Source organism: Olivibacter jilunii (genome assembly GCF_900607235.1).
Taxonomy (GTDB): Bacteria; Bacteroidota; Bacteroidia; order Sphingobacteriales; family Sphingobacteriaceae; genus Olivibacter; species Olivibacter oleidegradans.
Genome location: NZ_LR027851.1, coordinates 35,649 through 60,220, shown reverse-complemented (window position 1 = coordinate 60,220; position 24,572 = coordinate 35,649). Strand labels below are relative to the sequence as shown.

At 41.1% G+C, this 24,572-nt stretch carries 22 protein-coding genes; 14 read left to right on the top strand and 8 right to left on the bottom strand.

Annotation, left to right across the window (positions count from 1 at the left end; all coding sequences use genetic code 11):
* Positions 1–208 precede the first annotated feature (208 nt).
* The 4 genes from E0E36_RS14115 to E0E36_RS28030 all read left to right on the top strand — a co-directional run bounded on the left by E0E36_RS14115 (position 209) and on the right by E0E36_RS28030 (position 2,434).
* A complete protein-coding gene (locus E0E36_RS14115) occupies positions 209–676 on the top strand; it encodes a pyrophosphohydrolase domain-containing protein (protein ID WP_013668351.1) in 468 nt (155 codons plus the stop codon).
* A 67-nt stretch (positions 677–743) separates the two neighbouring features.
* Positions 744–1,220, top strand: coding sequence for an OsmC family protein (locus E0E36_RS14110; protein ID WP_013668352.1), 477 nt, complete (start codon positions 744–746; stop codon positions 1,218–1,220).
* A gap of 330 nt (positions 1,221–1,550) precedes the next feature.
* Positions 1,551–1,925 (top strand): GreA/GreB family elongation factor, encoded by a 375-nt coding sequence (locus tag E0E36_RS14105; protein WP_013668353.1) that lies wholly within the window; start codon positions 1,551–1,553, stop codon positions 1,923–1,925.
* 332 nt (positions 1,926–2,257) lie between these two features.
* On the top strand, positions 2,258–2,434 hold the full coding sequence (locus E0E36_RS28030; protein WP_242627217.1) for a hypothetical protein: 177 nt from the start codon (positions 2,258–2,260) through the stop codon (positions 2,432–2,434).
* Here E0E36_RS28030 and E0E36_RS14095 read toward each other — a convergent pair.
* Positions 2,424–3,260: a hypothetical protein gene (locus E0E36_RS14095; protein WP_130856484.1), complete on the bottom strand. Its 837-nt coding sequence runs from the start codon at positions 3,258–3,260 to the stop codon at positions 2,424–2,426. The genes E0E36_RS28030 and E0E36_RS14095 overlap by 11 nt on opposite strands.
* A gap of 81 nt (positions 3,261–3,341) precedes the next feature.
* On the opposite strand from E0E36_RS14095, the gene E0E36_RS14090 reads away from it, so the two are divergent.
* From E0E36_RS14090 to E0E36_RS14070, 5 genes are all read left to right on the top strand, one after another.
* Positions 3,342–5,429 carry a TonB-dependent receptor gene (locus tag E0E36_RS14090; protein WP_130856483.1) on the top strand — a complete coding sequence of 696 codons (2,088 nt, stop codon included), beginning with the start codon at positions 3,342–3,344 and terminating at the stop codon, positions 5,427–5,429.
* Positions 5,430–5,737: 308 nt separating this feature from the next.
* Positions 5,738–8,908: a SusC/RagA family TonB-linked outer membrane protein gene (locus E0E36_RS14085; RefSeq protein WP_130856482.1), complete on the top strand. Its 3,171-nt coding sequence runs from the start codon at positions 5,738–5,740 to the stop codon at positions 8,906–8,908.
* A gap of 11 nt (positions 8,909–8,919) precedes the next feature.
* Positions 8,920–10,374 carry a RagB/SusD family nutrient uptake outer membrane protein gene (locus tag E0E36_RS14080; RefSeq protein WP_130856481.1) on the top strand — a complete coding sequence of 485 codons (1,455 nt, stop codon included), beginning with the start codon at positions 8,920–8,922 and terminating at the stop codon, positions 10,372–10,374.
* A 50-nt stretch (positions 10,375–10,424) separates the two neighbouring features.
* Complete coding sequence (locus E0E36_RS14075; protein ID WP_242627216.1) at positions 10,425–11,906, top strand: sulfatase; 1,482 nt, start codon at positions 10,425–10,427, stop codon at positions 11,904–11,906.
* Between the two features lie 10 nt (positions 11,907–11,916).
* Positions 11,917–13,578, top strand: a complete 1,662-nt coding sequence (locus E0E36_RS14070) for a sialidase family protein (protein WP_130856480.1) — start codon at positions 11,917–11,919, stop codon at positions 13,576–13,578.
* Positions 13,579–13,605: 27 nt separating this feature from the next.
* Here the strand turns inward: E0E36_RS14070 and lpxB are convergent, their stop codons facing one another.
* The 7 genes from lpxB to E0E36_RS14035 all read right to left on the bottom strand — a co-directional run bounded on the left by lpxB (position 13,606) and on the right by E0E36_RS14035 (position 20,773).
* Positions 13,606–14,745 (bottom strand): lipid-A-disaccharide synthase, encoded by a 1,140-nt coding sequence (gene lpxB, locus E0E36_RS14065; protein WP_130856479.1) that lies wholly within the window; start codon positions 14,743–14,745, stop codon positions 13,606–13,608.
* Positions 14,746–14,763: 18 nt separating this feature from the next.
* On the bottom strand, positions 14,764–15,030 hold the full coding sequence (locus tag E0E36_RS14060) for a hypothetical protein (RefSeq protein WP_013668362.1): 267 nt from the start codon (positions 15,028–15,030) through the stop codon (positions 14,764–14,766).
* A gap of 145 nt (positions 15,031–15,175) precedes the next feature.
* Entirely contained in the window at positions 15,176–15,946 is a 771-nt protein-coding gene (surE, locus tag E0E36_RS14055) for a 5'/3'-nucleotidase SurE (RefSeq protein ID WP_013668363.1), read from the bottom strand.
* Positions 15,947–16,476: 530 nt separating this feature from the next.
* Positions 16,477–16,662: a CsbD family protein gene (locus E0E36_RS14050; RefSeq protein WP_013668364.1), complete on the bottom strand. Its 186-nt coding sequence runs from the start codon at positions 16,660–16,662 to the stop codon at positions 16,477–16,479.
* A 112-nt stretch (positions 16,663–16,774) separates the two neighbouring features.
* Positions 16,775–18,694, bottom strand: coding sequence for an acetate--CoA ligase (gene acs / locus E0E36_RS14045; protein WP_013668365.1), 1,920 nt, complete (start codon positions 18,692–18,694; stop codon positions 16,775–16,777).
* Positions 18,695–18,952: 258 nt separating this feature from the next.
* Positions 18,953–19,171: a DUF6814 family protein gene (locus E0E36_RS14040; RefSeq protein WP_130856478.1), complete on the bottom strand. Its 219-nt coding sequence runs from the start codon at positions 19,169–19,171 to the stop codon at positions 18,953–18,955.
* 24 nt (positions 19,172–19,195) lie between these two features.
* Positions 19,196–20,773 (bottom strand): MFS transporter, encoded by a 1,578-nt coding sequence (locus tag E0E36_RS14035; RefSeq protein WP_130856477.1) that lies wholly within the window; start codon positions 20,771–20,773, stop codon positions 19,196–19,198.
* A 469-nt stretch (positions 20,774–21,242) separates the two neighbouring features.
* Here E0E36_RS14035 and rpmB point away from each other — a divergent pair, with 469 nt between their 5' ends.
* The 5 genes from rpmB (at position 21,243) to rimO (ending at position 24,476) form a co-directional block, all read left to right on the top strand.
* Positions 21,243–21,476, top strand: a complete 234-nt coding sequence (gene rpmB, locus E0E36_RS14030) for a 50S ribosomal protein L28 (RefSeq protein ID WP_013668368.1) — start codon at positions 21,243–21,245, stop codon at positions 21,474–21,476.
* A gap of 80 nt (positions 21,477–21,556) precedes the next feature.
* Positions 21,557–21,739 carry a 50S ribosomal protein L33 gene (gene rpmG / locus E0E36_RS14025; RefSeq protein ID WP_013668369.1) on the top strand — a complete coding sequence of 61 codons (183 nt, stop codon included), beginning with the start codon at positions 21,557–21,559 and terminating at the stop codon, positions 21,737–21,739.
* Positions 21,740–21,783: 44 nt separating this feature from the next.
* Positions 21,784–21,966: a DUF4295 domain-containing protein gene (locus E0E36_RS14020; RefSeq protein ID WP_013668370.1), complete on the top strand. Its 183-nt coding sequence runs from the start codon at positions 21,784–21,786 to the stop codon at positions 21,964–21,966.
* Positions 21,967–22,171: 205 nt separating this feature from the next.
* On the top strand, positions 22,172–23,134 hold the full coding sequence (gene ftsY, locus E0E36_RS14015) for a signal recognition particle-docking protein FtsY (RefSeq protein WP_013668371.1): 963 nt from the start codon (positions 22,172–22,174) through the stop codon (positions 23,132–23,134).
* 13 nt (positions 23,135–23,147) lie between these two features.
* Positions 23,148–24,476 (top strand): 30S ribosomal protein S12 methylthiotransferase RimO, encoded by a 1,329-nt coding sequence (gene rimO / locus E0E36_RS14010; RefSeq protein WP_130856476.1) that lies wholly within the window; start codon positions 23,148–23,150, stop codon positions 24,474–24,476.
* The last annotated feature ends 96 nt before the right edge of the window (positions 24,477–24,572 follow it).

Below are 24,572 nucleotides of genomic sequence, written 5' to 3'. Positions count from 1 at the left end.
TACTGATTAATTTGAAAAACTGTATGTACCCACAAATTTCGCACAGCTCCATGATCTAGTCGTATAATAAACGGGTATATCCGTTTATATCCGTTTATAAACGGTTAAAGAAACCGAAAACGACCAATAAATCTTTCCGTGAGATCACTTATTGATTGCCGTGATTTCCTCCATTTTTTTTATGTTTGAAAAAAATTTTATTATCATCATGCAGGATCCCATAACGCTTACCTCGGTCGCAGAATTTCATAAAACATTTAAACATCCTATTCTTGAAGATCCCACAATTCCCAGTGAACAACGTTGCAAACTACGTGTTTCACTCATTGCCGAAGAATTGAAAGAATTAGAAGAGGCTATCCAAAACAACGACATTGTAGAAGTTGCGGATGCGCTTTGCGATATTCAATATGTGCTGTCAGGAGCTATTCTTGAATTTGGTTTAGCAGAAAAGTTCAAGACACTTTTTGACGAGGTCCAACGTTCAAACATGAGCAAAGCCTGCAAAAGTATAGAAGAAGCCGAGGCAACGGTACTTCATTATAAAAACAAAGGTGTCGACTGTTTTTACGAGCAACAGGAAGATCTATACTTGGTATATAGAACGGAAGACCGCAAGACCTTGAAGTCGATCAACTATTCTCCGGCCAACCTTAAAGGTATTATCGAAAGTTAACAGATCATTTGTTTGTTCTAAAGAAACCGGCTTACAAACGAGCTGTATTTTATTTATATTTTCCACCATGCAGAAAACACATCAATACCGACTTCAAACGGAATGGACGGGTAATTTGGGGAAAGGTACGGCGAACTATAGTGCATATGATAGAAGTTATAAAATAGCTGTTAATCAAAAAGTAGTTATAGAAGGCTCTTCCGATCCCGCTTTTAGAGGGGATCGTACTAAATATAATCCCGAAGAGCTTTTGCTCGCATCCTTATCGAGCTGTCATATGCTGTGGTATTTGCATCTATGCGCAGAGGCCAAGATAACAGTTCTAGCGTATACGGATGATGCGACGGCATCCATGATTGAAACAAATGAAGGTGGAGGCGCTTTCAGCGAGGCTCACCTTCACCCAAGTGTGATTATCGCCGAAGAAGATATGATAAAAATGGCAATCGCCCTTCATAAGAAAGCAAATGAACTTTGTTTTATCGCTAACTCAGTTAATTTTAAAGTACACCATCACCCTACGTGTTCAGTGAAACAGGGATAAATGATTCCCTTACTGTTATTACTGAACCGTTGCAGGAAACTATTGTCTTTCCTACAAATTTTACATAGCTTTGCTATTGTGGAAAAGACATTACAAGGTCATTTAGGGAAGATCTCCTTCTATACAATTCATCGTTGTATGGAAAGTTTTTACCGTTTTTCCAGTCTTAAGGAATTCCACATGCAAACCCCGGACTTCCCTTTCAAGAAATCCACTTAGTCTCGGGGAAAAATCACTTAGCATTCAATAATTTTTCTAAGCTCATCCTGATTGATGAGCTTCTGCAATTTCGTTCAATTTAATTTTGCTATCTATAAAACTATAAAGAATATGAATAATCTAAAAAATCAAGTTGTATTATCCGAGGAGGACTATAATGTACTCATCAAACACGTAAGACCTTCCAATAATCCCGACCAGACCATGTCGCTGGCTTATGAGTTAGGGCGAGCAAAGGTTCTTGCAAAAGATGCCATTGAAAAGGAACGGGTGAAACTCAATTCGCAAGTTATGGTAAAAGATCTCGATAGCCAAAACACCATGGTATTTCGTATCGTAACACCCGACTTGGCCGATATGAAGCAACAGAAAATATCTGTTCTTACCCCCATGGGTTCTGCCCTAATCGGATTTAAAGAAGGTGATCAGGTAGAATGGAAAATGCCGATAGGTATAAAAAGATATGTTATATTGAAAGTAGAGTGAGCAAACACCGGATAATTTTCAGGATGAAATCGAAAAATTTAAATTGTTCAGTTTATTCATTCTCTAGTCGTGCCGTAGCATTCGTTGTTTATTTTGGTATATTGCAACATTCAGCCTATTGAGCAACACTAATCGCGCATTTAACTATGAATCGGTTTTGTTTAGATTGCCAGGAGCCTTTAATTGGTCGTTCAGATAAAAAGTTTTGCAACGATGCCTGCCGAAGTAATTTCAACAATAAACTGAAAACTCAAGATCAGAACTATGTTCGTCGCATAAACGCTATACTCAAAAGGAATAGGCGGATAATAATGGATCTCAATCCCAACGGAATGAAAAAGGTCCTCAAAGAGGACCTTTCAAACATGGGTTTTGATTTCAAACATTATACGCATATACTCAATACCGCCAAAGGAAGCAGGTATTTTTTCTGTTATGAATTTGGTTACCTATTCATCAAACAAGATGAAGTGCTATTGGTAAAGAACGAATCCTTACTCAATCAATAGACCGCGCTGTTTGGTTTCTTTCGTTAGCGACATATCCCAGCGTACCAATAGCCACTGCAGCAGTTACTAATGCAACGCCCCGCCCCTTTGTCTTCTTGTTAAAGAAAGTATCTCCTCTTTTGCTTTTAAAGCTTAAAAGATTGGCAGGGCTTATCCCGAGCTTCGATACTTGATTTACATAAAAATTCTGTTCGAAGACCATTCGTTTCGTTTTTTCGGTTTTATCGTCACGCACATACATTGTTAGATAGCTTCTGAGGGTAAGGGGTGTGTTTTCTTGCGTGTAATTTCTTACTTTAATTTTTCGCATCGCCCCATCAATCGTTGCAAGGTCGACACTTCTATAGCTTGAGTCAGCTATATTTTCATAAAACAAATTAGTGAGTTTCAATTTGGTCTGTTTTATCTTCGAATGAGGTGGTATAAATGTTAAGCTTTGCGGAACAGTTGCCGTACCGGCAAAGGCACCCTCACTTAGTGACGTACGCCAATCATCGAAAGTGCGGTAACTCGAACCGGTAGACAAACTGCGTCCCTTAATAACCAGGTTGTCTCCTACGTAACTGGTTGCTTGGTCACCAACAATCAATGCCGATCGCTGCCAGTCGATATAAAGGGGTTCCTTTAGTTTATTATATACGTCAATGGTAACCGGCGCGTTCTCTCCGAAAAAATTATAAGTAACTTGTACAGAATCGTTTTCAAAAACGAACACACCCGTTTCATCGTTCTTATTTAGATCAGGGCTATTTAATTTACTCACATAATAGGTCGAACAGGAAGAAAACAGAAATGTCAAACCAAGAAGGGAAAACAGTCTATTCATAAAGATACGATTTAATAGTAAGTCTACGATTGCTTATTTGACAAGCTTTTACTACTTTAGTTTAATATCCTGAGACAAAAAATGAAATTTAGTTTTTTTGCATTACTTTTTCTAAGCCTTTGCCTATCATCTATTGAAGAAAGCCGCGCACAAGAAAAAACACCTGATACCTTACGTCAGTTACCTACGGCTTCCGTAAGAGCTTACTTAAGAACACAGCCCTATCTTCAACTGACAAGTTCTGTTGGTCTCATTGATAAAGAATTATTGAATTTGCAACAGGGGACCACCTTGCTACCGGCTTTTAACACAATTCCCGGTGTGCGCATGGAGGAACGCTCGCCCGGTAGCTACCGACTGTCGATCCGAGGGAGCTTACTACGGTCTCCCTTTGGTGTAAGAAACGTTAAAATATACTTAGACGAAGTGCCCTTAACCGATGCCAGTGGCAACACCTATTTGAATTCCATCGACCCATCTACACTTCATAATATTACCATTTTAAAGGGACCAGATGGGAGCTTATTTGGTGCAAACTCAGGCGGAGTAGTTATTATGACACCGAATGGACTGCAAAGTAACCCCTCCACCACATGGGGTATAAGAGAAAGCGCAGGCTCTTATGGATTGTTCCATCATCACCTTACCGGCAATTATGTGGTCAACAACAAGTATAATGTAGGCTTAGATTATGCTTATCAACGATCAGACGGATATCGCGAAAATACCGCCAGTCATCGACACTTTATACAAACTGCCCAACGTTTCAAATATACCGAAAAGAACGAATTACGTTTTATCGGTCTATACTCCAGTATGGCTTACAGAACACCGGGAGGACTTACTGAAGCACAATATGCAGAAAATCCCAAGCAGGCAAGACCAGCCGCAGGCCCTAATCCCGGAGCTACACAACAGCAAGCAGCGATTTACAACAACACCCTTTTGGGAGGTCTTATTCACGATGCCTTCTTAACAAGTCATCTTAAGCACGTATTTTCTGTATTCGGATCGTATACCGATTTTAAAAATCCTTTTATAACGAACTTTGAAAAAAGATATGAACATAATTATGGAGTGCGTTCCTATTTCTCTTATACCGGCCAATTTCACTCAAATTTCACTTGGCAAGCAGATGCAGGCATAGAATGGCAGCAAAGTAAAGCCGATATACTTAATTTCGACAATAATGGAGGTGTGCAGGGAAAGGAACAAGCCGGAGACGCGCTTAAAAATTATCAACACTTTTACTTTGTCCGTTTTTCAGGCGACTTAGCAAAGCGGCTGAATATAGAAGCCGCCTTAAGTCTTAACTATTATAAATATGCTTACAAAGGTCTTTTCCCAGAGACCAATGATCAGTATCAAATAGTGGATTTTAAACCAACGTGGATGCCGAGGGTGGCAGCCTCTTATTTAATTACGCCAGCTATCAGCTGGAGAGCTTCTGTTGGAAGAGGCTTTTCTCCACCTACTGCTGCGGAAGTAAGATCCTCGGATAAAATTATTAACACCGCATTACAGCCGGAGACAGGTTGGAACAAAGAAACCGGCGTCAGATGGCAGAGCAGCAGCAATAGATTCCAATTGGATATTTCAGTGTTCAGCTATCGAATGCAGGATGCGATCGTACGTTTAAGCAATGAAAATGGAGAAGAGTTTTTTACCAATGCAGGAGGCGTTAAACAACGGGGTGTGGAGGCCGCTGTAAGTGCGTGGATCTTACAACCCGATACGCATCGGTTTATTAATGGATTGCGTCTTTCAAGCAACTTTACATGGAGTCACTTTAGGTTTGATGATTACCGCGATAATGGAAATAACTATTCCGGGAATAAACTAACAGGAGTACCCGGAGAGACTGTAGTGAGCGGAATGCACATACTTTTCCCAAAAAAATTCAGTTTTTATCTTCAACATAATTATACCTCTTCCATCCCTTTGAACGATGCCAATACAGCTTATGCAAAAAGATATCACTTAGTACAAAGCAAACTTAGCTGGGAAAAATCAATCTTCGGAACAACCAGACTCCAACTATTTGCTGGAATTGATAATTTATTGAACGAAAATTACAGCTTGGGAAATGACATTAATGCCTTTGGTGGGCGCTATTACAACGCAGCGATGCCACGCAATTATTATATGGGCCTGAATGTACAACTGTAATTGCTTGAGTCTAGGAAATTCGTCATATGCTTGGTAAATGGCGTAATTGTTAACTCTTTCACTTCTTTCTCAAAAAATAAGATCTACACATTTTTTTGTTTTGATCGGATATATCGTATATTTGAAATATGTTCTACATAAGAACTAAAAAACCAGTTATAAGCAATTTTTAATAGACATTCCTTCACTACAAAAAATCCACTTTCGATTTTTTAACAAAAGTTTTGAAATACGGAATTAAGTCTATTATATTTGTTTATATGTTCTACATAATAACCAATTCCAATTAGTAAACTTAACACGATGTTATGAAGGTTCGTTTGTTATTCATTATTTTTTTGTATTGCACTGCTTTTGCAACGCAACTTGCAGTCGCACAAGACAGAAAGGTTACCGGCACTGTCAGTGGGGCTGACGGAAAGCCGTTAGAAGGGGTGACCGTCTCACTTAAGGGTTCGGCTGTAAAAGCCACCACGAATGAAGGCGGTGCATTTCGTATCGACGTTCCCTCTTCAGGTGGAACACTTGTTTTTTCAACCATTGGTTTTGAAACAAAAGAAACTGCAATCCCGGCTTCCAATGAAGTTATCATCACGCTGACCGAGACACATGAAAATTTAGATGAAGTAGTAGTGGTTGGTTATGGTACACAATCCCGCAGAACAATTACTTCGGCGATTACAAAAATTGAAGGAGAAGTTTTGCGAGACATTCCCATCAGCACAGTGGGAGAAGGATTGAGAGGAAAAGTTGCCGGCGCACGGGTGTATCAATCTAACAATACACCGGGAGCAGATGCCGTTTTTCGGATACGTGGGGGCTCGTCCATTAATAAATCAAACGATCCGTTAGTCTTGGTGGATGGAGTAGAACGAGCTTTTTCGGGGATCAATCCCAATGATGTTGAATCAATTGAAGTACTGAAAGATGCTGCTTCGACTGCCATCTATGGATCACGCGCATCCAATGGGGTCGTGCTGATTACTACGAAAAAAGGTTCAGCTTCACAAACGCCACTGATCACTTTTGACGCAAGCCTTGCATATCAGGAGCCGGAAACGCTAATTGACTTCATGAACGCGCGCGACTATATCAATACGGTAAGGCCCGCCGTGGCCTTGAGTCCGACCCCTGAGTACAACAACGCTTCGGGATATTCGGCCAGTTCGGGCAATGATGAAAATTCGCTTTATTCCACTCGATACCTAAGGGAGGGTGAAGCTGTGCCTGCAGGGTATCATTCGATGCCGGATCCATTGGATCCAAGTAAAACTTTAATCTATCAGGATAACGATTACCAATCGCTGATGTTCCGCGAAGCGCTTTGGCAAAATTACTACCTGGGTGTAGATGGCGGTAACGAATTTCTTCGCTATGCAGCGAGCGGAGGTTATACGGATGACGCGGGCGTAGCCTTAGGGACCGGTTATAAACGTTATAGTGCGCGCGCAAAGACTGATGTAAAAATATCCGATCGACTTACGCTGAACACCGTTTTTGACTTCTCATCAACACACTCAAGTCAGTTCGAGAACCAGATGAACGTGATTGCCAGAGGCCTAGCCACTCCCCCTACCCAGAAAGTATACTATGCTGATGGACGGCCAACACCTGGCTATAATGCCAGCTCGCCAAACCCGGTTTGGTGGGACTACACACGGGATGTAGCAAATAAAGACAAACGACTTTCGTTGATTGGAGGATTAAATTACCGGATTTTAGACCAATTAAAGGCCAATGTTCAAGTTTCTAACTATAGCCATGTCACGCAATATGACTATTTTGAGAAAGCTCACGAATTCAGTGGCCTTCGGACCACTAAAGCGGAATTCGGAGAGCTGGAACGAACAAAACTGGATGCCTATCTTTCTTATGACGAGACTTTTGACAGCAAACATACCGTGTCCGGAATGGCAGGTTACTCTTATCAGGTTACAGATAACAAAGGATTTTCCGCCAGCGCCACGGGCGCTAGCTCGGATAAAGTACCCACACTTACTGCCGGGCCGAACAAAACCGGTGCGGACAGTAATTTTGACAAACAGGTCCTTATCGGTTATTTTGGGCGGTTGTCTTACAATTTTAAACAAAAATACCTGCTGATGGCCACCTTCCGAATGGATGGGTCGTCCTTATTTGCAAAAGAAAATCGCTGGGGCTTTTTTCCGGGTGTATCCGGTGGTTGGATTATGTCGGATGAAAATTTCCTAAGAGACAACCGATTGATTAACTACCTAAAGTTGCGGGCAAGTTACGGGCAAACAGGTAATAACTCCATCGGATTATACGATGCCCTGGGTCGCTTCGCCACCGATGCACGATATAACGGAAATGCGGGTATTCTGCCGAATATTATGCAAAACAGAAAACTGACTTGGGAAACCTCTACGCAGTTCGATGCAGGTTTCGATCTGAATGTTGTTAACAGTCGGATTTCAATCAGCGCCGATTATTTCAACAAAATCACGGAAGATCTTCTTTTCAGCATGGAGCTGCCCAATACTTCCGGGTTTAATAATGTGCAAACCAATGTCGGTAAGGTACGGTTCTATGGTTATGATCTTGAATTGTCATCACGAAACATTCAGACGGACGCCTTTTCTTGGGATTCTAAGCTTACCTGGAGCTTTGTTAAGAATAAAGTACTTGAATTGCCCGACAATGGCCGTGATCGGAATCGTATCGGTGGAATCACTTTATCGGATGGAACAGCTTATGGTGGTACGGCTGAAGGGGAACCTTTGTATAGATATTACGGTTATATGGTAGATCATATCCTTCAAAACGCCGAACAAGCGGCAAATGCACGATATGATGAGAGCGCTCGAGGCTGGGATCCTGCAGACGGAAAGAGCGTTCGCGGACGCAAGCTGCCCGGCGACTATGAATGGGTGGATCGTAACGGTGATGGACGAATCAATAATATGGACCAATTTGAGCTAGGCGTAACGGTGCCACACACTACCGGTGGATTGAACAACTCCTTTTCTTACAAAAACTTTAGTCTAAATATCTTTGTGGATTGGGCATTGGGTCATTCCATCAACCATAATGCGTATATGCGCTATTTCATGAATACCTTCGCCAACAATTATACACTTGTGGACAGAGTGAAGGAGACATGGAAGCAAGAAGGTGATGACACGAAATATGCCCGGTTTACGGCGAACGATCCGGATGCCGGTAATTCGAACTTTTCGAGAACGTCTAACGTCTTCAATTACAAAGGAGACTACCTCTGTATCCGGGAAGTAACCCTACAATATCGTCTACCCGAGAGCGTTTTCAGCAAATTGGGGGTAAAAAGCATGGTTCTTACCCTTTCCGGCAATAATCTGCATTATTTCTCCGCCGTGCGGGGCACGGGCATTTCACCGGAAGTAGGCGCTTCTACTACGTATAGTAATGCCAGTGGCAGTGCATATTACAACTATCCTCCAATCAGAAGATTTTCGATTGGCGCTAAAATCACCCTGTAAATCTAAACATTATGAAAATCAAACGATATTATCTAATCTCTATAATGGTCAGCTCGCTCGTAATGCAAGCATGCCATGACAAATTGGATGTTGATCAAAAAAGCGCTATTACAGCGCCCGCCATGTGGGCGGATGAAGGGGATGCCACTGCGGCAATGTATGGCGTGTACAATAAAATGCGTTCCTCTTTTGCGGATGCTTATATTTTCTGGGGAGAGTACCGATCTGGCCTATGGGGAAAGGGTTTGGCCACCAATGCAACTTATAGTGACCCGTTTACCAACCAATTGAACAGTTCACACACGTATGCTAACTGGCAAAACCTGTATACGACAATCAACGATTGCAATCTTATCCTGAAATATACGCCTACCATTTCCTTTGCTGACGAAGCAGACAAGAACAAGGTGCTAGCCAACGCGCTATTTGTTCGCGCGTTTTGTTATTACTGGATTGGCCGCGTTTGGGGAGATGCGCCTGTATTAATCGATGGATTCGAGTCCGGTGAACAAGAAGGCCTCTATCCTTCCCGAGAGCCCGCCGACCGTGTGTTCGAGCCGGTGAAAGTCGACCTGGAAGCAGCTAATTCGCTCATGCCTGAAAACGTGACCGACCGCAATTTAGCATCAAAGGGAGCGATCAATCTATTGCAAGCAGATTACTATTTGTGGATTGCTAAGGTGAGGAACGGAGGTGATGCAGCCTTAAATTCAGCAAAGCAAGCCATTGATGTCGTTTTGAACAACTCCAATTATACATTAATGAATGATTTTTCAAGTGTGTTCAAAAACAAACTTAACCAAGAAATCATATTTGCATGGAGCTTTGTAATGGATGAGTATACAGGCGGCTATCCTGCGGATCACCTAGTACCTTTACAATACATATCGGCACAATACATAGAAAATCCGATTAAGGTAGGTAGTCATCAACAATGGATTTTCTTAACGGATGAATATAAGGACTTCCTGTCGGAAAATGCAGATGATCAACGGACAAACGTAAGTTTTGAAACTTTTTTTGATGAACCGAAGAATGCAACTTTTCAATGGATCAATAAGTATGCGGGTAGCTGGCAGAATCAAACTCGCGTTTTTGATTCGGACATTATCGTTTACCGATACGCGGATGCCTTACTGATGAGTGCCGAAATTGAAAACGCTTTGGGTAATTCGGCCCTGGCGATTGAACGGCTTAACGCCGTTAGCCTACGAGCTTATGGTATAACTAATTTTTATCCTACTATATTATCAAAACAGCAAGTAGATTGGGCGATTCTGGACGAACGGAAGAAAGAGTTCGTAGCTGAAGGGAAAATCTGGTGGGATCTGATTCGATTTGGTGTTGTGTTCAGCGATGTTCCTAGTTTAGTAGGTCGCGAAAACGAACAGAATATTCTCCTTTGGCCGGTTCACAACAACTCGATTAACACGAATCCCAACATTATCCAAACACCTGGCTATTAATACAAGTATAAAAATAATCTACTTTTGAGTTAATCGCTAAATTAGAGGGTATGATGTCCGAGATCAAGAAAATGACTACAGTTATCATTACTATGCTGGTATTGATGGTAGTTCCAAATCTTTATGCACAAATATTACCGCGGTCGACAACTGCTAAAAAAGTCAATGTTTTATTTATAGCCGTTGATGATCTAAGAAATCAGTTGGGATGTTATGGTGATTCAGTGATCATAACGCCTAACATTGACCGTTTAGCAAAAAATGGCATTGTTTTTAACAATGCCTATTGCCAACAAGCTGTTTGCGGGCCTTCGCGTGCCTCTTTATTAACTGGACGACGGCCTGATGTAACGAAAGTTTGGGACTTAGAGACCCACTTCCGCAAGGCCCTTCCAAATGCAGTTACACTACCGCAATATTTTAAAGAAAACGGCTATCAATCGCTGTGTGTTGGTAAAATTTATCATGATCCTGCAGCTTCGCAAGATTCGATTTCATGGTCGGCTCCTGAGATCATGGCAGTAACGGGTACTGTTGGACATAAATATGTGCTTAAAAAAAACAGCAAAGCCAAGGGGAAAGCGGCAGCTGTCGAATGTGTAAATGTACCTGATAGTGCATACGTTGATGGTATGGTATGTAATGCTGCCATAAAAGTTCTTAGAGAGATTAAAGATAAACCCTTTTTTCTAGCGGTAGGATTTCGCAGGCCGCATTTACCTTTCACGGCTCCAAAAAAATATTGGGATTATTATAAACGAGATGAAATCCCTATGCCAAAACAGCCTGCACCTCCTCAAAATGTACCTGAAATTGCCTTACATAATTCCACAGAACTGAGAGGTTATACAGACGTTCCGGACGAAGGACCAATACCTCCGGATAAAATTCGTCAATTACGCCATGGCTATTATGCCAGCGTCACGTATACCGATATGCAAATCGGTAGACTGTTAGATGAACTGAACAAGCAAGGTTTAATGGATAACACGATCATTGTGCTTTGGAGCGACCACGGTTATCACTTGGGTGAACTCGGTCTTTGGTGCAAAAGCACAAATTTTGAGTCGGATACCCGCATCCCATTGATCATTTCCGCACCTAATATCAAAAATAAAGGTGTATATACCGATGGCATTGTGGAGTCGGTCGACCTGTACCCCACCTTAGCTCAACTGGCAGGTTTGTCCATTCCCGACGAATTAGACGGGCTCAGCATGGTTCCATTAATGGAAGCTCCGGAAAGACCTTGGAAAAAGGCGGCCTTTAGCCAATTTCCACGCCCCTGGATGTATAAAAACCTACCTAGGGTGATGGGTTATTCGGTACGTACAAAAGATTTTCGTTATACCGAATGGCGTAATTTTAAAAATGGCACGATTGAATTCACAGAACTTTATCGTTATCAAGCAAATGGCCGATTAGAAGAAAAAAACTTAGCGGCAATGAAGCAATACGATAACATAAAGATTACACTGAAACAGTTGTTAGATGACGGATGGCAGAAAGCACTTCCGGTTAAAAATCGATAGATTAAGAACCATGAGTATTTACAAAATATCATTACTAATTTATGTGTTTGGCATTTTTTTCCATCTGTCTATAGCTAAACCGGTTATCCAAATTGAACAGACACAATTTCAAGTTCCAATTTTAATTGGAAAACCGGTAAACCCGGTACTTCGGATCAAAATTACCATAGAGGGCACAAAACCGCATCAGCTTAAAGCTCTCTCCTTGCAAACACAAGGCACAACAGCTATTCAAGATTTAAATACTGTAGAGGTATACTATACAGGCAAAGACACGCTGTTGAACAAAATGTCGACAGCACTGAAGCTCTTCGGTAAAAAAGCCAATCCTAAAGCCAATATAACCCTAGAGGGTGATACGGAACTAAATCCGGGAATACATTATCTTTGGGTCACCTGTCGTCTTACTGATCAAGCCAATTTGCTACATAAAATAGCTTTCCAATTAGAAGATGTACACTTTAATGAATCCACCGATGTGAGAATAACCGACCGTCCAATAATGGAACAACGCATCGGCATTGCCATACATCAGCGCATGGAAAATGGCATACATACCGCACGCATTCCTGGTTTGGCCGTCACTCCCAAAGGGACTTTGCTTGCCATTTTTGATGCCCGCAGAGAAAGCTCTCGCGACTTACAAGGAGATATAGATATCGGTCTCCGTCGAAGTACCAATGGTGGACAAACCTGGGAGCCTCTAACAATTGCAATGGATATGGGCAAATGGGGAGGCTTACCGGAAAAATTTAATGGTGTATCAGATGCATGCATACTTGTTGACAAAAACTCAAATACCATTTACATTGCAGCATTGTGGATGCACGGTATTATCGACAAAGATGGACAGTGGGTAAAAGGTTTAAAGGAAAACAGCGACCATTGGAACCATCAATGGAAAAACAAGGGCTCTCAACCTGGATTCGGGATAAAGCAAACATCACAATTTATGCTGGTTAAAAGTACCGATGACGGTAAAACTTGGAGCAAACCGCTGAACATTACAAAAATGTGTAAAAAGAAAGATTGGTGGCTCTTTGCTCCGGCACCTGGTAATGGCATTGTATTGAACGATGGTACACTGGTTTTTCCCACTCAGGGTCGTGATTCTTTAGGCACGCCATTTTCAACCATCACATATAGTAAGGATAGCGGAAAAACATGGCAAACCGCCAAAAGAGCCTTAAATGAGGTAGCGACGACTGAATGCGCCGTTGTACAACTTGCAGACCGATCGCTTATGCTCAATATGCGGGCTAATAAAAACAAAGGCGAGATAGGCTCCAACAACGGCCGGGCCGTTTGTGTAACCCGTGATATGGGCAAGACATGGACTCAACACCCAAGCGCTTTTCATGCACTGCCCGAACCGGTTTGTATGGCGAGCTTGTATAAACATTCGTTTATGGATCCAGGAAAACAACGGCATCTTTTACTGTTTTCCAATCCAAACTCAAAAACGGATAGAGATCACTTAACGATTAAAGTTAGCACTAATGACGGCCAAACATGGCCACAAAAATACTGGGTGCTTTTGGATGAATGGAAAGGCAGAGGATATTCGTGTATTGCCGCTGTGGATGAACAACATATTGGTATTTTATATGAAAGTAGTCAAGCCGATATGGTCTTTCAAAAAATAGCTGTAAGCGAATGGCCTGAAAAATAGCCATCATCACGTTAAAAATCGTGAATTTTAATGAGAATCCCTCTTAGGTGTGCCTTGCTGAAGATATCGCAATATGTGCTGTGCTACTTTTGGTGATGCGCCAGGCAGGCCCATCCGTTCATGCAGCGACTTGTATTGCGCAAGCATCTCTTCCCGATAAGCCTTATTGTTCAGTAATTGATCCAACTCTTCGGCAATGGTATGATGATTAGCTTCCTTTTGTATCAATTCTTTAACGATCTCTTTATTCATGATCAGATTAACCAAAGAAATATAATCGACTTTGATCACCATCCGCCCGATGGCGATGGACAACGCATTTGCTTTATATACAACAACTTGCGGAACGTTTAGCAGAGCCGTTTCTAACGTCGCCGTTCCACTGGCAACAACTGCTGCTTCTGCATGCTGCAATAAATCATATGTCTGTCCGAAAACGAGCGGTATATTATCATTATCTAGAAATTGCCTGTAAAAATGAGTATTTAAGTTAGGGGCACCCGCTATTACAAATTGGTGCCCCGGAAAAAGTTTAGCGAGCTTCACCATTTCAGGAAGTAGCTTGCTTATCTCCATTTTTCTACTTCCAGGTAGCAGTGCAATTATTTTTTTACCTTCCAATCCATAACGCGCTTTAAATGTCGTGTCCGGATGATGTAAGGTGACCGCATCTAATAGCGGATTCCCTACATAATCAACGTGCATATTCCAGTGTTTATAGAAATCGACTTCAAAAGGGAGGATACAGAACATATGATCAACGATACGTTTGATCTTTTTTACCCTACCTGTATTCCAGGCCCAAACTTTCGGCGAGATATAATAGAAAACCTTTATATTATGTTGCTTAGCAAAGGACGCGATCTTCAAATTAAATCCGGGAAAATCAATCAGAACCAAGGCGTCAGGACGGTATGCGAGGAGGTCTTTTTTAACAATTTTTAAGTTTTTAAGAATACTTTTTAAGTTCAACAACACTTCAACAAAACCCATAAAGGACATGTCCCGCACATGTAAAACGGCTTTTTGTTGGCTCGCTTGCTCCATACGATCTCCCCCCACAACCCTAAATTGGACATCTGAGCCCTGTTGTTTCGCTAATTCGCGGATCAGATTAGCTCCATGTAAATCACCGGAGCTCTCGCCCGCGATAATATAATATTTCATATCAATCGTGTATCCTATTTAAACCTTTATGCCACCTTTGAAATATAAAATCAATATCAAACCAATAAAGGTGATCCCCATAACACTTCCACCTGTTTTCGAGGCCTGCTGTTTATAACAATACCTGACTATAAGTAAATTTACTGCCCCCGCAATGGCATACAATGTCAGCGGTTTGTCTGCAAATTTACTACCTAAGCTTGTATATTCATTAAATAAAAAAGCAATTAAAGGAGCAATAGCACCTAACAAAATGCCAAGCAGTGGGTTATTCTTTTTTAACATATTTATTCAGCTATCAGCTGCTCGTTAGTCAGTCTCAGTTATGGCTACGGGTCCATCGGCCCATCATCACATTGGCTCATGAACTCCTCAACTATTGTCCTACTTAATAGCTCATTAATAGCTCAACTGTTTAACTTCAACAAAGCTACACATCAAACGACCACGAATTCAGTTGAGGGATAGCATGGTGCGCAGTCATATCAAATTGCACAGGTACCAAAGACGCAAAGTTATGCTTCAGCGCCCATACGTCCGTATCTTCTCCCCTATCGTTCAACACGAACTTACCGGTAAGCCAATAATACGGCCGATGATAGGGATCGATACGTTCTTCAAATTCCTCCGCCCATTTTGCATCAGCTTGTCTACATACCTTCACTCCTTTAATCGCGCCTTGAGGAAAATTTACATTCAACAACGTTCCCAACTGAAGCCCGTTCTTTAAGACTTGACTTGCAATTTCCCGTACAAATGGCCTGCAATTTTCAAAATCGGCATCTAAATTATGATCGTCATAAGAAAACCCGACAGACGGTATACCTTCTATAGCGCCCTCAACGGCTGCTGACATGGTTCCGCTATATAATACGTTGATTGAATTATTTAGTCCATGGTTAATACCTGATACACAAAGATCCGGCTTACGTCCTTTGAAAATCTTGTTGACCGCTAACTTCACACAGTCTACGGGCGTTCCAGAGCATCGATACATCTCAACATGAGGATATATATTTACCGGATCAACACGGAGTGGTTTACCTATGGTTATGGCATGTCCCATTCCCGACTGAGGGCTTTCAGGCGCAACAACTGTTACCTTTCCCAACATTTGCATTTCTTCCATTAACACCTTAATGCCGGGTGCCGTAATCCCATCATCGTTTACTACCAATATTGTTGGCTTTTGCTTTGTCATGTTGCGAAGATACTAAACCTTGGTTTATAAATATAACCAAAGCTGGTTGATTCCAGATTTTGCCGATCTCATAATAAGGTAAAATGAACTATTTTTTTAGTCACTTTTATTCGTTGCGGGAGTGCATCAACATGCAAGCCGCAAATTTCTAGGCGATATTTAAAGAGCTTTTACGTTTAATCGGACGTATTATCTTTAGCGGAATGTGCCCCTGTGTGCCGGAAGAATGACCTTGGAGGATACCGACGCAACGAGCAGCAAAGCATGTGCACAATCGTTCACCTTGCAATATCCAAGCGGATTGAGGAAGTGAAACGGCTCCAATATGCGCCGTAAATGCTTTTGCAATCAGTTGCAAGGTAGCCTACATAGCCTTGGCTTTTGTTCAACTTTTTGCCAAGAAAAAGTTGATTAAAAAAATAGTTCCTTTATTAGGAACGAATACGGAATCCAACATCTGGCTATATATAACAAGAGAGGATGACATCTATTGCCATCCTCTCTCTTATTTAAAGTACTGAACGTAAAGCCTACAGGTTATTCAACCAATCCACCACCTGATCTCTTGTTTTTCCGGTCTTCTTCTGCAAACGTCCTATTAACTCATCTTCTTTCCCCTCTTCATACAATAAATCATCATCGGTTAAATCGGCATAAGCCTGTTTTGCTTTACCCTTAACTTCGTTCCACATTCCTTTTAGCTTCAAATTGCTCATTTCGACTAGTTTTTAATAAGTAAATAATTTTATTCTTTTCTAGTTAAACAAGCATAGAAACAAATTGTTTTAGCAACTTCAAAAGTCGTTGCTTAAAAATACGGTTATTGACCTATCCACGTAAGGCTTCCGCACCTTTCTTTATTTCTTCAACTACTTCCGGATCTAACAAAGTAGTCGTATCACCGAGATTTGAAGTGTCACCTTCCGCAATTTTGCGAAGGATCCGTCGCATGATCTTCCCTGATCTGGTCTTTGGCAACCCGGTAACAAACTGGATTTTTTCCGGTTTAGCGATGGCTCCAATGATACGGGAAACGGTTTTATTAATATCTCCCCGCATTAAATCAGCATCTTTTAAATGATCTCCTGCAACGACAAAGGCATATATTCCTTGTCCTTTAATTGCATGCGGATACCCCACAACGGCTGATTCCACTACATCGCTGTGACGGTTTATGGCATCTTCTACCTCCGCCGTTCCGATACGATGTCCCGAAACATTCAGTACGTCATCCACACGGCCGGTAATACGGTAGTACCCATCCTTATCCCGCAAACAACCATCCCCTGTAAAGTACATATTTTCGTAAGTAGCAAAATAGGTTTTTCTACAACGTTCATGATCGCCGTATGTTGTTCGCAACATGCCCGGCCAAGGGAATTTAACGCATAGATTACCGCTAACATCATTCCCTTCTATTTCCCTCCCATTTTCGTCCATTAAGGCCAATTGTATACCCGGTTGCGGAAACATGGCGTAACTCGGTACCGTTGGTGTAATTCCTGCGATCGGACTAATAATAAAACCTCCCGTCTCCGTTTGCCAATAGGTATCTACGATAGGCGCTTTTCCATGACCTACTTTTTCATCGAACCATTTCCAGGCTTCTTCATTAATGGGCTCACCGACCGATCCCAGGGTTTTAATGCTGCTCAGGTCTTTACCCTCCACATATTCGTCTCCGAAACCCATCAATGAACGGATAGCAGTTGGCGCCGTGTATACAATATTAACCCTGTGCTTTTCAACAATATCCCAAAGACGTCCCGCATCCGGATAGGTGGGAATTCCCTCAAACATTAAGGAGGTGGCACCCTGCGACAAAGGGCCATACACGATATAGGAGTGTCCGGTAATCCAGCCTATGTCCGCCGTACAGAAATACACGTCTCCCCTTTCATACTGAAAAGTATTTGCAAAAGTATAGCCGGTATAAACCATATAGCCGCCGCATGTATGTACCACCCCTTTCGGGCTTCCCGTTGAACCGGATGTATACAATATGAACAACATATCTTCTGCATCCATCTCCTCTGCCGGAAAATGGGGGTTGCCCTGTGTCTCCACTTTTTTAATCTCGTCTTCCCACCATACATCACGGCCTTTTATCATCGAAACGGGCGTGCGTGTTCGCGTCAGAACGATCACTCTTTCCACTGATTTACATTGTCCCAAGGCATCATCTACAATATCTTTTAACTCAATTACTTTTGTGCCTCTAAAACTGCCATCTGCGGTAATCACCAATTTACATTGCGCATCATTGATCCGATCAGCAATAGATTGAGCAGAAAATCCACCAAAAACAACCGAATGAACTGCTCCAATACGAGCACACGCCAATACGGCAATTGCTAGCTCAGGCACCATAGGGAGGTAGATACAGACGCGATCGCCCTTAACAATGTCGTTGTTTTTTAATACGTTGGCAAACTGCTCAACATTGAAAAGTAATTGTTTATAACTTAATATACGATAATTTTCGTTCGGATCGTTCGGTTCCCAAATAATAGCGGGTTTATCTCCCAACTCTTGGATATGACGATCCAAACAGTTCTCGGTAATATTCAATTTCCCACCTTCAAACCACCTAACATCCGGACCTTTAAAATCCCAGCTTAATACTTTATCCCACTTTTTACGCCATTTAAACTCTTCTGCTATGCCTGACCAAAATTCCTCCGGCCGCTCGACGCTCTTTTTGTACGTTTCCTTGTAATCCTCAAATGACCTAACTTTTAAATTCATTGGTTATTAATTTAGTTTAGTTTATCGTTTATTCCCTTAGTGCGTGATTAGAATGGAAAGAATCAGGAACTACCTTTTGCATTCTAAACGGTTAGCTTTTTAAATATATTTGATTTTTTGCACCCAAGTTAATAATCTTTGTTGCCCTTTCCAAGGGACTATGTACAATTTAATCAAGCAGTTATCCGATTCGGCCAATTATTATTTATATTCAGCCAAGCACATTTTGAAATAACAGAAAAGGGAAAAACGAGCCGACTAATCGTCGTACTCTCCGAGTAAGGCGTACCATCCGAACACAAGCAATCCACCACTTATAATCGGCATTAACACAAAGGTATAAACAATCGCCGGCACCAAGTCTTCGGGTTTTTCACTTTGAAATTGGGGGATAGCCTGACTTACTATTAAATAATAGCCCGAAACAACGGCAAGCACGATCCAAAGAACACCTAAATATTTTTTTATGTAACGCATAGCTAATTAGATTAACAAAAACAACTACTCGGTCTTTTTATTCGATAAATAGACAATCCCAATAAGGAAGCTCACTCCTATGATAATAATAGGATACCAAAGTCCTTCTAAATACGGTTTGTCAAAAGGCAATGCTTTTCCGGCTGCCTGCGCAGCATCGTTAGCAGATTGAGCTTTCGCAACCAGATAAGTCGCGACAGTAGGCATCAATCCACCAAAAACACCATTTCCTATATGATAAGGTAAAGACATGGAGGTATAGCGGATTTTTACAGGAAACATCTCCACCAAAAAGGCAGCGATTGGACCATATACCATGGTAACATATAAAACCTGCAAAAATATGAGTCCAATCGCTATCCACATATCCTTTGTGACCAATTTAATAGAAACAACATCCTCTCGATGAATAATATGGCCATCGATAGGATCCACGTACTGTCTGCTAATTTCATCCTTCTGTGTGCCATCCTCATACACTCTGTGTATTGTAGTAACCAACCTCTCTTTTGCGCCGAAATCCCCATCCGGTACAGGCTCTCTCTTCATTGTATTTTTCAACGCATCTATTTGTTCCTTTTTTTCTCCTACATCTGCTAACTGATACAATTTATCGAAAATTGGCCGATAGGTAAGAATAGCCAGTAGCATCCCGGTCATCATTACAATCTTTCGACCAATTTTATCGGATAACCAACCAAAAAAGATAAAGAGTCCTGTACCTAAAAAAATAGCGATACCTAATATATAGTTTGTTTGGTCAAAATCGACGTGGCAAACTCTTTGCAAAAATGAAAGTGTATAAAATTGTCCGGTATAAAATACCACACCCTGCCCCATCGCTGCTCCAAACAGCGCCAAAAGCACAAATTTAAAGTTGTATCGGTGACCAAAAGACTCTTTAAGTGGGTTTTTAGAAGTTTTACCTTCCGCCTTTACCTTTTTGAATAAGGGCGATTCATCCATATTCTTTCGGATAAAGTAGCTCACAATAACCATTAATATCGAGATCAAAAAGGGTATCCGCCAGCCCCAGTCCATAAACGCTTCATTGGACATGCATTTGCGGGTTAGCAAAATAACAGCAAGGGAAATAAATAAGCCGAAAGAAGCTGTTGTCTGTATCCAGGATGTCCTTTCTCCCCTCCGATGTGGCTCGGCATGTTCCGCGACATAAGTAGCTGCTCCACCATACTCACCGCCAAGTGCCAAACCCTGTAAAAGTCTAAGTAGTAAAATTAAAATGGGGGCTAAAAATCCAATGGTTTTATATTCGGGGATTAATCCAATAGCCACGGTCGATAAGCCCATCACCAGCAGTGTTACCATAAAGGTATACTTCCTACCGATCATATCGCCTAACCTACCAAAAAAGAGAGCCCCGAAAGGTCTGACAACAAACCCCGCTGCAAAGGTCGCTAATGTCGATAGGAAAGCCGCCGTTGGATTATCTGCCGGAAAAAATTTCGTCGAGATAATAACGGCCAAACTGCCAAAGATGTAAAAATCATACCATTCGATAAGTGTTCCCAGTGAAGAGGCTCCAATAACTTTCCATAAGCCTTTGGTAGTAGTCGGTTTAACCGATAACGGTTCGTTCATAATTCAATAATGGTTTAAAATAAGGTTTTATTTCCTAGGCATTGCCCTTTCGCAAAGTAATAATAATACCGGAAATAATTACTTTCAGTAAGCGTTTTTTTGTTTAGAATTTATCGGCGTAAACAGGATCGTGTTGTTCGATTACTGAACTTCATAGCGATTATTTATGTATCTTTTTATGTAAGGCAGAAAATAGTTAGCAGGCGACATTATCAATCTGTTGAATATTTGGATTTTATTCAATAACTTCACGTTACCGTATGATAGCTATGGTGCTAATACCTATAAAATACGGGTAGCCGACGAATCTCTTCATATCCTAATGCAATCATCTATTTGGACGGTGGCAATGATGAACTGCTTTTTTTATAATCCTTTAAAAAACACTTGCATAAGAAAAAACATTTTCAGATATTTGCAAACTCTTTGAGAAAATTGTTTTTTAAAATAGAACGAACATCATATAGTCATGTCAAGAATTTGTGATTTAACCGGTAAAGCAGCAATGAATGGATATAACGTTTCTAACTCAAACGTTAAAACCAAACGTAAATTTTACCCAAACCTTCAAACTAAAAGGTTCTTTATCCCGGAAGAAAACCGTTGGATTACGTTGAAAGTTTCAACTTCTGCAATCAAAACCATCAACAAAAATGGTATTACTGCAGTTATTAATAAGTTCATAAAAAAAGGATACGTTTAGTTCCTACGTTATCACGCATAGTGATCTATCGATCCTGTTAAAAAATATCCCGCAGAATTGCGGCATTAAGACAAATAACAATGGCTAAAAAAGGTAATAGAGTTCAAGTAATCTTAGAGTGCACTGAACATAAAGAAAGTGGTTTACCGGGAATGTCTCGTTATATTTCCACCAAGAATAAGAAAAACACTACTGAACGCTTAGAGTTGAAAAAATACAACCCTGTACTTAAAAAAGTAACCGTTCATAAAGAGATTAAATAAATCTTTGATAACAACAGCTCGAAAGAGCATAAAAATAAAAGAAAATGGCTAAGAAAACCGTTGCAACCCTTAAAACCGGTAAAGGTAAAGATTACACGAAAGTAATTACTGCGGTTAGATCACCGAAAACAGGTGCTTATACTTTTAAAGAATTAATTGCTCACAACGATCATATCAAGGATGCAGTGGAAGCTGCAAAAGAGATTGTTGCCGAAAGCAACGCTTAATTTATTAAGTTGAGAAATAAAAAAGCCGTTCCGATAACATATTGGAAGGGCTTTTTTTGTTACCGTCCTTTATCAATGATGGGCTATTGGCCGGCACGTCATCACCATTTAGCGGAAAGCTGAGATCTTGATACTGAGCAAACAATAAATTACGGTCAATTTAGTACCTTTACCAACAAAAACTAGATTCTGGCATCTTAATATTATGGGATTATTCGATTTTTTCAAGAAGAAAGAGCAGACCCCGGAAGCGCAGGAAGCGCTGGATAAAGGCTTAGAAAAAACCAAGGAGGGTTTCTTTACGAAAATCACAAAAGCAGTGGTAGGGAAATCAACCGTTGATGAAGAAGTATTGGACGATCTGGAAGAAGTGCTAGTTACCTCAGATGTAGGTGTTACCACCACCTTGAAAATAATCGAGCGCATTGAAGACCGGGTAGCCCGCGATAAATACATCAATACTTCGGAACTAAACGGAATTCTACGGGAAGAAATACAAGAGTTATTAGCCGAAAACAACAGCAACGATTTCGAGAATTTTGAATACGGCAACCATAAGCCTTATGTTATTATGGTTGTTGGTGTAAATGGTGTTGGTAAAACTACAACCATTGGAAAACTCGCACATAAACTGAAACAAGCAGGGAATAAGGTCGTCTTGGGTGCTGCCGATACCTTTAGGGCGGCCGCAGTCGATCAAATAAAACTGTGGGGAGAAAGAGTGGGCGTTCGCGTCGTTGCACAGGCCATGGGCTCTGATCCCGCTTCCGTGGCTTTTGACACCATCCAATCAGCGGTAGCAAATCAAGAGGATGTCGCTATTATTGATACTGCCGGGCGTTTGCATAATAAGCTTGCCTTAATGAATGAGCTGACGAAGATCAAAAACGTGATGAAAAAAGTGGTACCGGGTGCACCGCACGAAATACTACTTGTACTTGACGCATCCACCGGGCAAAATGCCATCGAACAATGCAAACAATTTACCCAAGCAACTGATGTCAACGCATTAGCATTGACAAAACTTGATGGAACTGCCAAAGGCGGCGTTGTCATCGGGATTTCGGATCAATTTAAAATACCGGTAAAATACATCGGTGTCGGCGAAGGAATAAACGATTTGCAATTATTTAATAAAAAAGAATTTGTGGATTCCCTTTTTAAATAGGGATAGTAGAAGAATGAGAACAAAAAAAATAAACAACTTAACATCAAAACCACGTGTCAATGTCATCACACTGGGTTGTTCAAAAAACATTCACGATAGTGAAGTGCTTATGGGGCAACTTCGTAGTAATCAGATGGAAGTTGTGCATGAGGCTAATAATATTTCTAAAAACGACATTGTCGTTATCAATACTTGTGGATTTATCGATAATGCCAAACAAGAATCTATCGATACCATTCTGCAATACAGTGCGTTGAAGGAAGAAGGCAAGCTGGAAAAAGTGATTGTAACGGGCTGCTTGTCAGAACGGTATAAACCTGAACTGGAAACGGAAATCCCGAATGTGGATGCCTATTTCGGAACCAACGATTTACAGCAGCTATTAGCAAGTGTAGGCGCCGATTATAAGCACGAGCTATTGGGTGAGCGGATGTTAACAACCCCTTCGCATTATGCCTATTTTAAAATCGCCGAAGGTTGTAATCGCCCCTGCTCCTTTTGTGCTATTCCTTTAATGCGTGGAAAACATATATCGAAACCCATCGAGGATTTAGTTAGCGAAGCGAAACACCTGGCAAAAAACGGCACAAAAGAGCTTATACTAATCGCGCAAGATTTGACCTATTATGGTTTGGACTTATACGGAAAAAGAAACTTAGCGGATCTCTTAAGAAACTTATCCGATGTGGAAGGTATTGAATGGATACGTTTGCAATACGCCTATCCGTCAGGTTTTCCGATGGATGTATTGGATGTGATGAATGAAAGGCAAAATATTTGCAATTACTTAGATATGCCTTTGCAACACATTGCTGATAATATGCTAAAATCCATGCGCAGGGGAATTACCAAACAAAAAACGATCGACTTGGTAAATGCAATTCGCGACAAAGTACCGAATATTGCGCTTCGTACCACGTTAATCTGTGGCTACCCGGGAGAAACAGAACAAGATTTTGCTGAAATGATGGAATGGGTCGAACGTACTCGATTCGATCGTTTAGGCTGCTTTACCTACTCTCATGAGGAAAAAACGCATGCTTTCTCTTTAGTTGATGATGTACCTCAGGAAGAAAAGGAATCGCGAGTGGAGCAAATTATGGAAATTCAACAGGGTATATCTTACGAAATTAACCAAGAGAAAGTCGGAAATACGTATAAGGTCCTGATCGACCGAGTAGAAGAGGGATATTTCATTGGCCGCACAGAATATGACTCGCCGGAAGTAGACAACGAAGTATTGATTGCAGCAAATAACAATTATGCGGCTGTGGGGAGATTTGTTGATGTTCACATCGATAGAGCTGAGGACTTTGATCTTTACGGAACCGTCAAATCCTAAGGATTTATTAAATTGACGATAAAAGGACGAAAACAATCGGTTTTATAAGTTATTATTGTAGCTATATTATGTGATTGCCGACGGCTGATTGCTGAA